Here is a 13741-nt window from a genome sequence, read left to right as displayed (position 1 = left end):
TCTTCTAATCTTTTAAAGTATTTTGAAATACCATTGTTGCTCTTTGAAATTCTTCAATTTTAATTTCGAAGATTTCACTTTGTTCGTCGGATAAATATTTTCGATGATTTGCTAATAAAATTTGTGTCTGCAATTCAAATGAAGAACCTAAAGAAACATCTAAAAAATGACTGAAAGATTTGTTTGTTCTGCTTGAACCTTCTGCAATGTTTGATGGAATTGAGATTGAACATCTGTCCATTTGACTTTTCAACCCATATTTTTCATAAATGGGAAAAGTATCAGTTAGGTCTAATGTCAATTTTGATAATTCCATAGCCATTTGCCAAATCTTAAGCTTTTTAAAATTGTGTCTTTTGAATTCATTCATTTGTTGTGTTTTTATTTTTAATTAGTCTATCATCTATCCGTCTATTATCTATTCGTCTTAAAGCAACTCGAATACACTCGCCGCACCTTGACCAGTTCCCACACACATTGTCACTACACCATATTTGCTTTGTCTGCGTTTCATTTCATCAAGGAGTTGAACAGTCAATTTAGTTCCTGTACAACCAAGTGGATGACCAAGTGCGATTGCGCCACCATTTACATTTACGATTTCTGGATTGATGTTCAATTCTCTTAAAATGGCAACGGATTGAGAAGCAAAAGCTTCATTTAATTCAAATAAATCGATATCCGATTGTTTAAGACCAGCTTGTTCCAACGCTTTTGGAATGGCGTACATTGGACCAATTCCCATAATTCTTGGCGGAACACCAACTGTAGAATAGGAGAGAAGTCTTGCAACTGGCGTCAGATTTAATTCTTTTACCATTCTTTCGGACATTACCATTGTGAAAGCAGCGCCGTCAGAAGTCTGAGAAGAGTTACCTGCTGTTACAGAACCATTGGCAGCAAAAACAGGACGAAGTTTCGCCAAGGCCTCGATTGAAGTATCAGCTCTCGGACCCTCATCTTGTTTGAATGCATATTCTTTGGTCTGGATTTTTTCCTTTTCATCAAGGAAATTATATTTCACATCAATCGGAACAATCTGATTAGCGAATTTTCCTTCCTGTATCGCCTTAATCGCTTTTTGGTGCGAGTTGTAGGCAAATTGGTCTTGTTCCTCACGACTCACTTTGAATTCGTTGGCAACCGCTTCAGCCGTTAATCCCATTCCCCAATAATAATCGGGATTTGATTTGGCTAAATCCGTGTCTGGAATTGGTTTATAACCGCCCATTGGGATATAAGACATACTTTCTGCACCGCCGGCGATGATACATTCCGCCATTCCGGCTTTGATTTTTGCCGCTGCAATCGCTATCGATTCTGAGCCCGATGCGCAATATCTGTTCACTGTCACACCCGGGACTTTGTCCGTATCCAATCCCATTAGTGAAATCAGTCTTGCGACATTCAGTCCTTGTTCTGCTTCCGGCATTGCACAACCGACAATCAAATCGTCGATGCGAGCCGGGTCAAGATTGGGAACATCTTTCATCAGACGTTCTATCACAGTTGCCGCCATATCATCCGGACGTGTAAAACGCAAAGAACCTTTCGGCGCTTTACCAACTGCTGTTCTGTATCCTGTTACTATATATGCTTCCATATTTGTTTAATTTTAATAATGACAGATTAGTTTCTCACCGGTTTTCCTGTTTTCAACATTCCACCTATTCTCTCAAGCGTTTTTCTCTCTCCACAAAGTGAAAGGAATGCTTCTCTTTCCAAATCCAAAAGGTATTGTTCAGAAACTTCTGTCTGTTCAGAAAGATTACCGCCGGTCATTACATAGCCGATTTTGTTAGCTATTTTTCTGTCGTGTTCTGATGCGTAACCACCTGCAACCATTTGGTCAGTTCCAACGTAGAACATTCCCATTGCTTCGTTTCCTAGAACTTTAACTTTCTCAGGAACTGGCGGTGTGTAGCCTAATTCATCCAAAAAAATCGCCTGACGTTTGGCTTCTGCAATTTGTCTGTCTTTGTTGACAACAATAATATCTTTATCAGTCAAAATTCCCATTTGCTTAGCTTCCCATGCAGAAGTCGCTACTTTTGCCGTTGCGATATTCATAAAATAATTTCGAAGATGATTGGTCTTAACATCGTCTGGAAGTGTTCCTTTCAATGCTCTCAATGCAAATTCTTTTGTTCCGCCACCTCCAGGAATCAAACCAACACCAACTTCAACCAAGCCGATGTAAGTTTCCGCTGCAGCAACAATTTTGTCCGCGTGCATAGAGAATTCACATCCACCGCCAAGCGTCATTCCGAAAGGTACAGCGATAACAGGAATTGATGAATATCTTAGCTTCATAGAAGTCTGTTGGAACATTGCGATGGCCATATTCAGTTCGTACCAATCCTGTTCAACAGCCATCATCATTACCATTGCGAGATTAGCACCGACTGAGAAATTGTCAGCCTGATTTCCAACAACCAAACCTCTGTAATCTTTCTCGGCAATGTCGATAGATTTATTAAGACCTTCCAAAACGCCACCTCCAAGAGAGTTCATTTTTGAACGGAACTCGAAGTTCAAAATACCGTCACCAAGGTCAATTAATGCAGATTCGGAATTGGACCAAACTGTTTTTTCTTTTCTAATATTATTAAGTATAATGAAAGCATCCTGACCAGGAATTGGTTCGTACGATTTTGTATTCTGATTATAGAATAGCTGTTTTCCGTTTTCCAGCTTGTAAAAAGATTCGTTTCCGGAAGCCAGCATTTCTTTTACCCAATCAGCGACTTTATAGCCTTCACTTTCTACCAAATCAATTCCTTTCTGAACACCAACAAAATCCCAGTTTTCGAACGGTCCGTATTTCCAGGCATAACCGGTTTTCATCGCATCATCGATAGAGTAGAACACATCCGTAATTTCCGGAACTCTTTGAGAAACGTAAGCGAACAATGAGGCGAAATGTTTTCTAATCAATTCTCCGGCTTTGGATTGGTCTTTCAACAAAATCGGTAAACGGTTTTTTAAACTTCCGGCTTCTTTCGCTGTTGTAACGATAGGAAGTTTAGGCTGTTTTGTCGGTTCGTAGCCCAACGTTTCATAATTAAGAACAAAACGATTCACATTGCCGCCGGCATCTTTTTCTTTATAATAAAATCCTTTTTTAGCTTTATCACCTAAGAATTTATTTTCAATCAGGAAATTCAGAGTTTTAGAATCTTTCAAAGCCTGAACCATTTCATCATCTTTAAGATTCGCCTGAAGTCCTTTGGTTACGTTGAAAGCCGTGTCTAATCCAACCAAATCGCCGAGTTTGAAAGTTCCGGTTTTCGGACGATTTAGCAAATCTCCGGTCAGTGAATCTGCTTCTTCAATCGTTAAACCGATTTCTTCCGTCAATTCCATAATTTTCGCCATCGAGTAGACACCAACTCTGTTGCCGATAAATCCTGGTGTATCTTTACAAAGAACCGTGGTTTTGCCAAGGAATTTCTCACCGTAAGACATAAAGAAATCAACCACAGATTTATCGGTTTTCGGACCAGGAATTACTTCAAATAATTTCAGATATCTTGGTGGGTTGAAGAAGTGCGTTCCACAGAAATGTCTCTGGAAATCTTCTGACCTTCCTTCTGACATCAAATGAATCGGGATTCCTGATGTGTTAGAAGTTACCAAAGTTCCTTCTTTACGAAGTTTGTCCACTTTTTCAAACATCGATTGTTTGATGTCCAATCTTTCGACAATCACTTCAATGACCCAATCCGAATTTTTGATTTTTTCCAAATCATCTTCGAAGTTTCCAACCGTAATTCTGGAAGCGAAAGATTTGTCATAGATGGGCGATGGATTACTTTTCAGAGCGCTGTCCAGATGTCCTTGTGCCACGCTGTTCCTCGTTTTTTTGTCGGCATTTTCCGAATCTTTCGGAGGCATATCCAACATCAAAACCTGAATGCCGTTACCTGCCAGATGACAGGCGATGCCGGAACCCATAACACCGGAACCAAGCACCGTAACGTGTTTTATTTTTCTGTTCATTATCAGATAATATTTTATGATTTATATTTTTTTAAATTATAAGCTGTAGATTTCTCTCGCAGATTTCAATGATTTTGCAGATTAATCTGCTTGATTTACTTTAATCAGCGAGAATTTATCTTTTTTATAATTATTTCTTATGATTTAGTTCGTTTGCGATTTTCAGGATGTCTGTCATTACTTCCTTGAAAACTTCAAATTTCTCGGGTGCGATTCTTTCCAGAACTTTTTTATTAAAGTTAAGAACAACTTCTTTGGATAAATTTCTTGAATTAAGACCTTTATCAGTTAGTTTTATAATCACTTCTCTTTTATCAGTTGTGGTTTTCTCTTTATAGATATAACCATTGTCTTCAAGGAGCTTGATGATTCTTGTCAGAGAAGTAGGTTCTATTGCCATTTTAGGACCAAGATTCGTACTTCTCGTACCTTCTTTCGGGTCAATTTTCAGTAATGTAAGAGCTTGTACAGCGGTAGAATTGTATAAAGAAGCCTGATCCGAATACATTTTCGAAACAGCCAGCCAAGCCGATTTTAACATCAAGTCTACACTTTCAACTTTTTCAGTGCTTTTCTTTTCCATAATTTGAATCTTAAAGCGTTCTTTACAAATATAAAAAAAATACTATGCATGCATAGTATTTTTGTGTTAAGTTAATTAATTGATTGATTTGCAATGGTTTAATTATTATGCAAATCTTATTAATTAAAATTGTGAAAAATCTATTTAGTTAGGAATACCTTTTTTGATCAAGGTTTGCAGAGATTGTTTAATTTCCTGGAAATTATGACAATTGTCATAAAAATCATCCGAATTCAGTTCCCAAAAATCATTTTTAAACGTCAATTTAAATTTTCTTAAATCCTGAGAGAAGTTTTTTTGGAGATAAGAAAACATCATTTCTTTTTCCAATTTTGGCGCATCAATATCCGGCGAATGAAATGCCTGATTGAATTTTAAAATTTTTGGTGTTATCAATTCAGGATTGCTAAGAATGACTTCTTCGGAGATTCCGCTAATGAGTTTTTTATCTTTGATCCACCAGATTTTGTCAGAAAATTCTTTTGCCAATCGCCAATCGTGAGAAGAGAAAAGAATCAGTTTGTTTTCTGATTTAGCAAGATTTCTGAGAAGTGAAAGGATTGTTAATTTATTTTCTTCGTCTAAATGCGTGGTTGGTTCATCCAGAATAATGAAAGGTGAATTTTGGGCCAAAGCTCTTCCAATGAAGGCTTTTTGAAGATTACCGTCTGATAATTCAGTTAGTTTTTTGTTTTGATATTCTGATAAATTGAGTTTGTTTATGATTTCAGTAATTTCCAGTTTATCAGTTTCATTTAATTTAAAGTAGAATGAATAATGAATATATTTTCCGAGAGAAATCAAATCCGTAACCGTATAATTATCAGGGATTTCGGATTTTGAAAAAACAATGGCAACTTGAGAAGCTATTTCGTTTGAGTCTAATCTCTGAATTGATTTCCCATTCATGAAAATTTCGCCTTTTAAAAGCTTGTTTTGCCCAAGAATAGATTTGATTAAAGTGGTTTTTCCGATGCCGTTATTTCCCATCAACAAGCAAACTTCTCCTAATTCCAAAGATGAATTAATCTCCGAAACCAAAGGGTTTGAATGGCCGATTGTTGTATTTTTTAATTCTAGGAAATTGCTCATCGCATTAATTCTCTTTTTTGTCATTCCGAAGGAATCTCAATATCGTTTAGATTCCTTCGGAATGACAAATATTGTGTTTTAATTTTATATTATACTTTCTTTATCAACATCAACAATATCACAGGAATTCCAAAGAAGGTTGTAATAATATTAATCGGAAACTGACTTAGTTCCGAAATAATCGAAAAAACCTGCATTATAAAAATACCTAAAATAATATTCAGAATCCATTGATGCCAGAGTTGTGCAGGATTCCAGATCATTCTGCAAAAATGAGGAACGACAACGCCAATAAACAAAATAGGTCCTAAAAATGCCGTAACTGAAGCAGAAAGTAGTGAAGAAGCAACAATAATGCTGATTTTTAGTTTGGATTGACTGATGCCGAAACTTTGGGCATAAGCACTTCCGAGAGCATTTCCGATCAATGGTTTTATAGATCTGAAAGTGAAAATCAGTCCGATTAAAATTAAAACCGTAAGAATCGAAATTTGAACTAAACTCGCTTGGTTATTCGCTCCAAAAGTCCAAAGCATATAATTTTTCAGACTTTGACTTTCCACATAAAACTGGAGAAACGAAACAACAGCGCCAGCCAAAGCCGAAATCAAAAATCCAAAAATAATAATGAAGCTTTTATCCCGAAATCGATTCGAAAATAAGAGTAAAATCATCATCAGAACAATACTTCCAACAATGGATGACAAACTGATAAAACTGTTCTGTAAAAAATCCGGAATGACAATATTCTGTGAAAAAAAAATATAAAACGCAACAAATAGACTGGAAACTGAAGTGATTCCCAAAACATCAGGACCTGCCAAAGGATTCTTGAAATATTCCTGTAAAAGAAATCCGCTGGTCGGAATCGCTATTCCTGTCAAAAGCATTGCCAAAGCACGATTAATTCTAAATCCGGCAATTTGAAAATTCTCAGATTCTGAATTGATAAAATCAGAAAAATTCAATTTTGCAAAACCAACATTGAGATTGATGAAAAACGCAATAATCGCCGATACGATTATCAATGTTACCAGAATAGGAAAACGTTTCATCAAGAATAAATTGTTATTTCAAAGATTTTTTCGGGCCAGAAATTCCTGCTTTTTCTTTATTCTCAACAACTTTTGCAGTAGAATTTTGAGCTAATAGTTTTTGGATCTTCTGATTTAGCATTTCTTCGCTCATAGAACCAACTGTTTCATCAGATTTATCACCTTTTCTAATCAAGGTAAAAGGAATCGCTTCACCATTCCAAGACTGGAAATTTTGCTTGAAAAACTCCTGATTCAAAAGTGTTCCGTCCAAAAGAACAACATTTTTTCTAATGTCGTATTCATCCGCAAAATCGCTGACATCTGTTGTCCAATCTGTTTTATTGTCAAGACTTACGAATGTAAATTTCACAGGCTGATTGGTCAATTCTTCCATTTTTTTCTTGAAAAACGGAATCTCGTGCATGCATGGTCCACACCAGGTTGCAAAGAAATTGGTCACATAAAGAGTATCAGAATGATTTGATTTCAAAAAAGTTGAAATTTTTTCCGGAGAATATTCTTTCAGCTGTGCAACATCAGCTTCACTTTTAGTCGGTTCGACTTTTATAGAGTCTTCTTTTGCTTCTTTTTCAGCAACTTTTTCATCGTTCTTTTTACAAGCTAAAAAGCTGAGTGATATGACTGAATATATAACTAATTTTTTCATAATTTTATTTTCTTTAAAACTGAAAAATCTCCCTTGCTATTTATGTTTTTTCTTTTGTCAATTTTCATTAAATTTGATTCTTGACAATGGAGAATCAATTAACAATCGCGAATCAACCTCAGTTTCACAGGCTAAAAATAGCTAAAAAACGACAATTGACCAAAAATGCATTTGAGCTGGAATTGGCAATTCCTGAGGAACTGAAACAGCACTATCAATATCAGGCCGGGCAATATGTGACGCTGAAATATCATTTCAATGAAAAAGAAATTCAGAATGATTATTCTTTCACATCGGCACCTTTTGAAAACAAAATTGATCTGGCGATAAAAATCAATGGCGACGAAAGCTCAACCGATTTCCTGTTCAGGAATTATCATATCGGTGACGAAATCTCTGTAAGTGAACCTTTGGGCAGATTTTTTCTTCCTTCAAGACCCAATGAAAAACGGACCATTCTTGCCTTTGCTTCCGGAATAGGAATTACACCAATTATAAGTCACATTAAGAATATTTTTCACAATGAACAGTTTGCCCGGATCTTTCTTTTCTATGGCAACAAAAGTTATGAGGATATTGTTCTGAAACAGGAGCTGGAAGATCTGCAGAAACAAAATGTCGGGAGATTCCAGGTTTATTATTTCCTGTCGCAAGAACTTGTTAAGGATAAGCTTTTCCAGGGACGATTGGATGAGAGAAAAATTTCTTTGATCATCAATCAGATTCTTCATTTGGATGAAGAGGATGAAGAATCGACAATTTGGGACAGTACAGACAAAGTTTTGATTTGCGGACCTGGTGCAATGATCAAATCCGTAGCAAATGCCTGCTATAACCACGGCATTCCGAAAAAGAATATTCATTTCGAATTATTCGAAGCTTTCAACGAAGACATCTATCCAACGGAAAAAGAGTTTCCTTTGATTGAGAATGTGAATGTTAAAATAAAATTCAATCATATTGAAAAAGATGGGATTATTCTAAAAAATAACGAACGCAAAATCCTTCAGCAATTATTGGATTTGGGTTATAAACTGCCTTATTCCTGCAAATCCGGAATCTGTGGAAGCTGTCTCTGCTATTTGAAAAACGGGGAAGTGGATATGACAGAAGATGAATATCTGACGGAAAATGAAAAACGCCAGGGAAAAATTCTACCTTGTGTTTCCATAGCAATGAGCAAAGATGTATATTTAGATTTTGATTTATATAACTAATGTTTAAGAAGGTTGCTGATTTTCTGAAGATTATTTTAAGGCTTGCAGAGCTGGGAATTTTGCTATTGATTTTAGCGAATTTCTGGGTCGTGGCCTTAACCAGCGGAAGAACTTATACGAAAATCAGCAAAGTTCCACCAAGAGATTGCGCTCTGGTTTTAGGAACTTCTCCCAAAATGCGTTCCGGAGTTGCCAATCCTTATTTCACAGCAAGAATGGATGCCGTCGGAACATTATATCATCACGGGAAAATCAAAAAAATCATTGTCAGCGGTGAGAAAAGTGAAAACTATGACGAACCTGCCGCCATGAAACGTTTTCTTGTTTACACAGAAGGCGTTCCCGAAAATATCATTATTGAAGATCCGAAAGGCTTCAATACGCATAAAAGTATTCTTCGTTGCAAAAATGTTTACGGTCAAAAAAATGTAATTATCGTTTCACAGGGCTTTCATAACCTCAGAGCATTATTTTTTGCCAGAAATAATGGAATGAATGCACTTGGTTATGATGCTCAAGATGTTAGCAGAAACGAAAGCTTCTACAGAAATCACACCCGGGAATTTTTTGCCAGAGTTTTGGCTGTTTTCTATTATGTTTTGGGAATTTCTCCTGAAGAATAATACTCAATTTTGTTATAATTATCAGATAGGTGTTTTTTGATTTCTATCTTGGCAGATTCTTTGTAATTTATCTGTTATACTGAAAATGTATAACTTATAAAATCGAAGAAAATGAAAAATTCAATCAAAATGATATTAGCTGCTTTTGCAATGAGTTTAATTTCTTGTGTAGCGGCACCGGATTCATACAGTTACAATGACCCATATTCTCAAGGATATTCGGACGGTTATATTGATGGCTATTACAGGTCTCCTGACGGTTATTGGTATGCCCCAAATGTTATTTATCTGGATAATAATAACAATTATTACAGAAACGGAGCGATATATAATTCCAATAGCAGAGTGAGAAATAATATTGTTATCTCGCCTAGACGAAACTCGATGCATAATGAGAATATCAGAATTCAACCTGCAAGAAGCCAGAGAAATACTGGAATGATTAATCAAAATAATGTGAGATCTCAACCTGCCACCGGAAACCGAAATAATACTCGTGTTGAACCAACAAGAAGGAATCAGAATAATATAAGAACATCTCCACAAAAACAGGTCCAACCTCAAATTGAAAATCGTTCCACCGAAAATAGCGGAAGACGAAAATAGAAAGAGCTGCAGATTGCAGCTTTTTTTGTGCAATTAATTCGGATTTATTTTTATTCTGAAAAAAAAAATTATAGTATTTTTGTAAAAAATGTAGAGATGCTCGTGATTGGTATAGCCGGAGGAACAGGCTCCGGGAAGACAACAGTTGTTAATAAGATTCTTCAACAGCTTAATTTAGAAGGTGTTAATGTGCTTTCTCAAGATAATTATTACCACGATAATCCTAATTTGACCTTATCAGAAAGAGAAGTTCTCAATTATGACCACCCAAAATCAATTGATTTTGAACTCTTGCTGGAACATGTCAAGGCACTTAAAAATCATCAGAACATAGAACAGCCGATTTATTCTTTCGTAACACACTCCAGAACCGGCGACTACGTTACAGTAGAGCCAAGAAGTGTTTTGATAGTGGAGGGAATTTTGGTTTTAACCAACAAAGAATTGTTGAAAGAGTTTGACCTGAAAGTATTTGTTCATGCAGATTCTGACGAGAGATTAATCAGGAGAATCCGCAGAGATACGCAGGAAAGGGGAAGAGATCTGCAAGAAGTTCTTCACCGTTACCAGACGACATTGAAACCGATGCATCAGGAATTTATTGAGCCTTCCAAAAACGAAGCCGATTTGATTGTTCCGAATATGAAACAGAATTCCGTAGCCATTGATTTCTTAACAACAGTGATAAACAATTCTCTAAAAAAAGTTCATTAATAAAATATTTATTATGAAAGAATTAATCAAAGATATCAAGAAAAAATCGCCGACACTTAAGTTTTTCCAGACTTATGTGTTCAACAAGTATGTGTTGACATTGGTTGGATTTTTGGTTTGGATGATATTTTTTGACAGTACTTCTTTTCTGGTTATCAATGAACTGAATGGTGAAATCAGCCGTTACGAAAACCAACGCGAATTCTACAAAACAGAATATGAAAAGAATGACAAATTCTACCGTAAGCTGATGAACAACAAGCAGGAAAAGGAAAAATACGCCCGTGAAAATTATTTTATGAAAAAGCCGAATGAGGAGATTTTCATATTAGTAGTAGATAGTTCTAAAATTGCAAAAAAATAATATAAAAATGAGTTTCATAGAAAGTACATTGGAAGATTGGGAAAAGCTTGTAAAGAAGCAACTCAAGACAGAAAATATTTATGAAATTCTTTCTAAAGATAATCTGGAAAATATTGAGGTAAAACCTTATTATCAAAACAATTCCGAAACCAAAATTCTTCCAAAAGTAGAAGAAAGTACACATCTTGTGGCAGAATATCAAGATGGTTTGGAACAACAGGCTTTCGCTTTTCTATTGAATGAAAATAATGAAGGTTTGCAGGAAAAGACAATTTTCATCAACAATCCGGATTTGGCAGAACATATTTTGACCGAAGAAACCAATCGTTATTTTTCTTTAGTTGATGTTTTTTCTGATGATAAAAATGCAGAAATCAATGAACACATGGCAGGCGAATTATTATCGAAAGCCTTTGAAAGACAAATTGGAATTGACATAAGTCTGCATCAAAATGCCGGTGCATCCATTATTCAGCAATTGGCTTTTGCTTTGGCGAAATCTAAAGAATTAGTAGAAAAATTCGGTACGGAGATTCTTGAAAAGCTCGTTTTCCGATTGGCTATTGGTTCCAATTATTTTTTCGAAATGGCGAAAATCCGGGCTTTTAAATACCTGTTTAATCAGCTTTCCAAAGAATTTGATAAAGATTTGATTCCTTACATTTTTGCGGAAACGTCGTTCAGAAATAAAGCTAAAAACGATGAAGAAAATAATCTGATTCGGTCCACTTTGGAATTGGCTTCAGCGATGATTGGCGGTGCGGATGCGGTTTTTTCCAATGATTATAAAATCGAGAATCAAACAGAACTTTCCAAAGAAATATCTTTTAAACAACAGATAGTTTTAGCTTATGAAAGTATCATTAACGTTTTCGAAGACGCGTCTTCCGGAAGTTATTTCGTAGAAAATATCACTCAGCAATTCGCTGAAAAGTCCTGGAGATTATTCCTTGAAATTGAAGAAAAAGGCGGTTATCTGGCATTGTTGAAATCCGGGGAGATCCAGAAAATGATTTTTGAGCAAGCAACAAAAGAACAAAGCTGGGTTGAAGAAGGCAAAATCAAATTGATTGGTGTCAACCTTTACCCCAAATTAGAAGTTAAGAAAACAGTTGATGAACTTTATAATGCTGATGAAATTAAGAAAGTTCGTTTGGCAGAAATGTTTGAGTAATGAAAGAACATTTCCAAGATCTTTTAGAATATAACCTGCATTTTAATCAATTACTGATTCAGGATTTTTTGGAGAATAATTCTGTGTGGCCGGAAAAAGGCAAAAATCTCCTCAATCATATTCTGAATGCGCATCAGATTTGGAATGCAAGAATCCTTAATCAAATTACATTCGGAGTTTGGCAGATTAATGCTGATAATTTATTATTGAATATTAATTCAGATAATTACAATCATAGCTGTAAAATTCTTAATGAACGAAACCTTGATGAAATCATTACTTATAAAACATCTAAGGGACAGGAATTCAGCAATTCGATTCAGGGGATTTTATTTCATTTTATCAATCATTCTACTTATCATCGTGGTCAGATTGCAATGCTAATGAACGAAGCAGGTTTGGAACCTATTGCTACTGATTATATATTTTTTAAAAGAAAAAATTAAGATTACATTATTTTCAATTTTCGTTAAAATCAATCCATAATTCGGAATTCATATGTAGATATTTATTGTTTTTTATTTCTCATATGTAATCACTATATCTTCATTGACGTTTGCATTTCCAAATAATGGCGATTTCTTAACTAATTCACTATCTTTGCAAAAATTTTAGAAAATGAGCGGAGACGGAAATCAATCAGGTAGAAACAGAAAACCAAGACCATCTGGAGGCAGCAGACCTTCCGGAAACTCCCGTAGCTCCAGTGATAGCAGAGGAAATTCTGGAAGTGGAAAATCTTTCGGAAATTCAAAAGGTCCAAAAACTACAAGAGGTGGAAACCGTTTTGACAGCCGAGACAAATATGAAAACGGCGATAGAAAATTTGGTCCGAAAAAACCTTTTAGTAGAACTGAAAAAGACGAAGATAAAACGAAATCTTTTATCCAGAAAAGAAGATTCGATAAAATAAGCAAATCGGTTCCGAAAGAATCCATAAGGCTTAATAAATATATTGCCAATTCCGGGATTTGCAGCAGGAGAGAAGCGGACGAACTGATTACACAAGGTCTTGTGGAAGTGAACGGGAAAGTGGTGACCGAAATGGGTTACCAGGTTCAGAAAACAGACAGAGTAGTTTTCGATGGACAAAATATCACGCCGGAAAAACCGGTTTATGTTCTATTGAACAAACCAAAAGGTTATATCTCGACCACCAAAGACGAGAAAGCGAGAAAAACGGTAATGGATCTGACGGCGAATGCGTCGCCATACAGAATTTTCCCTGTAGGAAGACTCGACAGACAGACGACTGGTGTTATTCTTTTGACGAACGACGGACATATGACGAAAAAGCTGACGCATCCATCTTTCAATATGAGAAAGATCTACCACGTGACACTGGATAGAAAATTATCCATTGAAGATTTGAAATCAATTGCAGAAGGCATCCGTTTGGAAGAAGGTGTTGCAGAAGTGGACAGCATCTCCTACATCGAAGGAAAACCAAAGAATGAGGTTGGCATCGAAATCCACATCGGATGGAACAGAGTCATCAGAAGAATTTTCCAAAAGCTCGGATACGAAGTGGAAGCGCTCGACAGAGTGATGTTTGCCGGCCTGACAAAGAAAAACATCAAGCGTGGGCACTGGAGAATCCTTACGGAACAAGAAGTTAACAACTTGAAAATGTTATAAATTAAAAGACTGAAATTTTTCAGT

General features: G+C 35.9%; 15 protein-coding genes. 8 read left to right on the top strand and 7 right to left on the bottom strand.

Annotated features, from left to right (window positions below; genetic code table 11):
* Positions 1–4 precede the first annotated feature (4 nt).
* From QOL71_RS02940 to QOL71_RS02910, 7 genes are all read right to left on the bottom strand, one after another.
* Positions 5–370 (bottom strand): four helix bundle protein, encoded by a 366-nt coding sequence (locus QOL71_RS02940; protein ID WP_283415477.1) that lies wholly within the window; start codon positions 368–370, stop codon positions 5–7.
* Positions 371–427: 57 nt separating this feature from the next.
* The gene (locus tag QOL71_RS02935; protein ID WP_283415476.1) at positions 428–1603 is read right to left on the bottom strand and encodes an acetyl-CoA C-acyltransferase; all 1176 of its coding nucleotides are present in this window, start codon (positions 1601–1603) and stop codon (positions 428–430) included.
* A 26-nt stretch (positions 1604–1629) separates the two neighbouring features.
* Positions 1630–4002, bottom strand: a complete 2373-nt coding sequence (locus tag QOL71_RS02930) for a 3-hydroxyacyl-CoA dehydrogenase/enoyl-CoA hydratase family protein (protein ID WP_283415475.1) — start codon at positions 4000–4002, stop codon at positions 1630–1632.
* 130 nt (positions 4003–4132) lie between these two features.
* Positions 4133–4585: a MarR family winged helix-turn-helix transcriptional regulator gene (locus QOL71_RS02925; protein ID WP_283415474.1), complete on the bottom strand. Its 453-nt coding sequence runs from the start codon at positions 4583–4585 to the stop codon at positions 4133–4135.
* Positions 4586–4729: 144 nt separating this feature from the next.
* Positions 4730–5677 (bottom strand): ABC transporter ATP-binding protein, encoded by a 948-nt coding sequence (locus tag QOL71_RS02920; RefSeq protein ID WP_283415473.1) that lies wholly within the window; start codon positions 5675–5677, stop codon positions 4730–4732.
* Positions 5678–5766: 89 nt separating this feature from the next.
* Positions 5767–6732 carry an iron ABC transporter permease gene (locus QOL71_RS02915; RefSeq protein ID WP_283415472.1) on the bottom strand — a complete coding sequence of 322 codons (966 nt, stop codon included), beginning with the start codon at positions 6730–6732 and terminating at the stop codon, positions 5767–5769.
* Between the two features lie 13 nt (positions 6733–6745).
* Positions 6746–7381 carry a TlpA family protein disulfide reductase gene (locus tag QOL71_RS02910; protein WP_283415471.1) on the bottom strand — a complete coding sequence of 212 codons (636 nt, stop codon included), beginning with the start codon at positions 7379–7381 and terminating at the stop codon, positions 6746–6748.
* Between the two features lie 86 nt (positions 7382–7467).
* On the opposite strand from QOL71_RS02910, the gene QOL71_RS02905 reads away from it, so the two are divergent.
* The 8 genes from QOL71_RS02905 to QOL71_RS02870 all read left to right on the top strand — a co-directional run bounded on the left by QOL71_RS02905 (position 7468) and on the right by QOL71_RS02870 (position 13717).
* Positions 7468–8598, top strand: a complete 1131-nt coding sequence (locus tag QOL71_RS02905) for a 2Fe-2S iron-sulfur cluster-binding protein (protein WP_283415470.1) — start codon at positions 7468–7470, stop codon at positions 8596–8598.
* On the top strand, positions 8598–9221 hold the full coding sequence (locus QOL71_RS02900; protein ID WP_283415469.1) for a SanA/YdcF family protein: 624 nt from the start codon (positions 8598–8600) through the stop codon (positions 9219–9221). The genes QOL71_RS02905 and QOL71_RS02900 overlap by 1 nt, the downstream gene beginning before the upstream one ends.
* Positions 9222–9332: 111 nt before the next feature.
* Complete coding sequence (locus tag QOL71_RS02895) at positions 9333–9827, top strand: hypothetical protein (protein WP_283415468.1); 495 nt, start codon at positions 9333–9335, stop codon at positions 9825–9827.
* A gap of 96 nt (positions 9828–9923) precedes the next feature.
* The gene (udk, locus tag QOL71_RS02890) at positions 9924–10541 is read left to right on the top strand and encodes a uridine kinase (protein ID WP_283415467.1); all 618 of its coding nucleotides are present in this window, start codon (positions 9924–9926) and stop codon (positions 10539–10541) included.
* Positions 10542–10554: 13 nt separating this feature from the next.
* Positions 10555–10905 carry an FtsB family cell division protein gene (locus tag QOL71_RS02885; protein WP_283415466.1) on the top strand — a complete coding sequence of 117 codons (351 nt, stop codon included), beginning with the start codon at positions 10555–10557 and terminating at the stop codon, positions 10903–10905.
* Between the two features lie 7 nt (positions 10906–10912).
* Positions 10913–12079, top strand: a complete 1167-nt coding sequence (locus QOL71_RS02880; RefSeq protein WP_283415465.1) for a methylmalonyl-CoA mutase family protein — start codon at positions 10913–10915, stop codon at positions 12077–12079.
* Complete coding sequence (locus QOL71_RS02875; protein WP_283415464.1) at positions 12079–12525, top strand: DinB family protein; 447 nt, start codon at positions 12079–12081, stop codon at positions 12523–12525. The genes QOL71_RS02880 and QOL71_RS02875 overlap by 1 nt, the downstream gene beginning before the upstream one ends.
* A gap of 172 nt (positions 12526–12697) precedes the next feature.
* Positions 12698–13717, top strand: coding sequence for a pseudouridine synthase (locus tag QOL71_RS02870; protein WP_283415463.1), 1020 nt, complete (start codon positions 12698–12700; stop codon positions 13715–13717).
* The last annotated feature ends 24 nt before the right edge of the window (positions 13718–13741 follow it).

Origin of the sequence: Epilithonimonas pallida (assembly GCF_900182975.1) — a bacterium.
Taxonomy (GTDB): domain Bacteria; phylum Bacteroidota; class Bacteroidia; order Flavobacteriales; family Weeksellaceae; genus Epilithonimonas; species Epilithonimonas pallida.
The sequence above is the reverse complement of the archived record's forward strand: the minus strand, read 5'-3'. Positions and strand labels throughout refer to the sequence as shown.

Bases quoted from the DNA above. Each gene is read 5' to 3' on its own strand.
- QOL71_RS02895 (WP_283415468.1), top strand. From the start codon at position 9,333: ATGAAAAATTCAATCAAAATGATATTAGCTGCTTTTGCAATGAGTTTA.
- QOL71_RS02885 (WP_283415466.1), top strand. From the start codon at position 10,555: ATGAAAGAATTAATCAAAGATATCAAGAAAAAATCGCCGACACTTAAG.
- QOL71_RS02870 (WP_283415463.1), top strand. From the start codon at position 12,698: ATGAGCGGAGACGGAAATCAATCAGGTAGAAACAGAAAACCAAGACCA.
- QOL71_RS02875 (WP_283415464.1), top strand. From the start codon at position 12,079: ATGAAAGAACATTTCCAAGATCTTTTAGAATATAACCTGCATTTTAAT.
- QOL71_RS02935 (WP_283415476.1), bottom strand. From the start codon at position 1,603: ATGGAAGCATATATAGTAACAGGATACAGAACAGCAGTTGGTAAAGCG.
- QOL71_RS02915 (WP_283415472.1), bottom strand. From the start codon at position 6,732: ATGAAACGTTTTCCTATTCTGGTAACATTGATAATCGTATCGGCGATT.
- udk (WP_283415467.1), top strand. From the start codon at position 9,924: ATGCTCGTGATTGGTATAGCCGGAGGAACAGGCTCCGGGAAGACAACA.
- QOL71_RS02925 (WP_283415474.1), bottom strand. From the start codon at position 4,585: ATGGAAAAGAAAAGCACTGAAAAAGTTGAAAGTGTAGACTTGATGTTA.
- QOL71_RS02905 (WP_283415470.1), top strand. From the start codon at position 7,468: ATGGAGAATCAATTAACAATCGCGAATCAACCTCAGTTTCACAGGCTA.
- QOL71_RS02940 (WP_283415477.1), bottom strand. From the start codon at position 370: ATGAATGAATTCAAAAGACACAATTTTAAAAAGCTTAAGATTTGGCAA.
- QOL71_RS02900 (WP_283415469.1), top strand. From the start codon at position 8,598: ATGTTTAAGAAGGTTGCTGATTTTCTGAAGATTATTTTAAGGCTTGCA.
- QOL71_RS02930 (WP_283415475.1), bottom strand. From the start codon at position 4,002: ATGAACAGAAAAATAAAACACGTTACGGTGCTTGGTTCCGGTGTTATG.
- QOL71_RS02920 (WP_283415473.1), bottom strand. From the start codon at position 5,677: ATGAGCAATTTCCTAGAATTAAAAAATACAACAATCGGCCATTCAAAC.
- QOL71_RS02880 (WP_283415465.1), top strand. From the start codon at position 10,913: ATGAGTTTCATAGAAAGTACATTGGAAGATTGGGAAAAGCTTGTAAAG.
- QOL71_RS02910 (WP_283415471.1), bottom strand. From the start codon at position 7,381: ATGAAAAAATTAGTTATATATTCAGTCATATCACTCAGCTTTTTAGCT.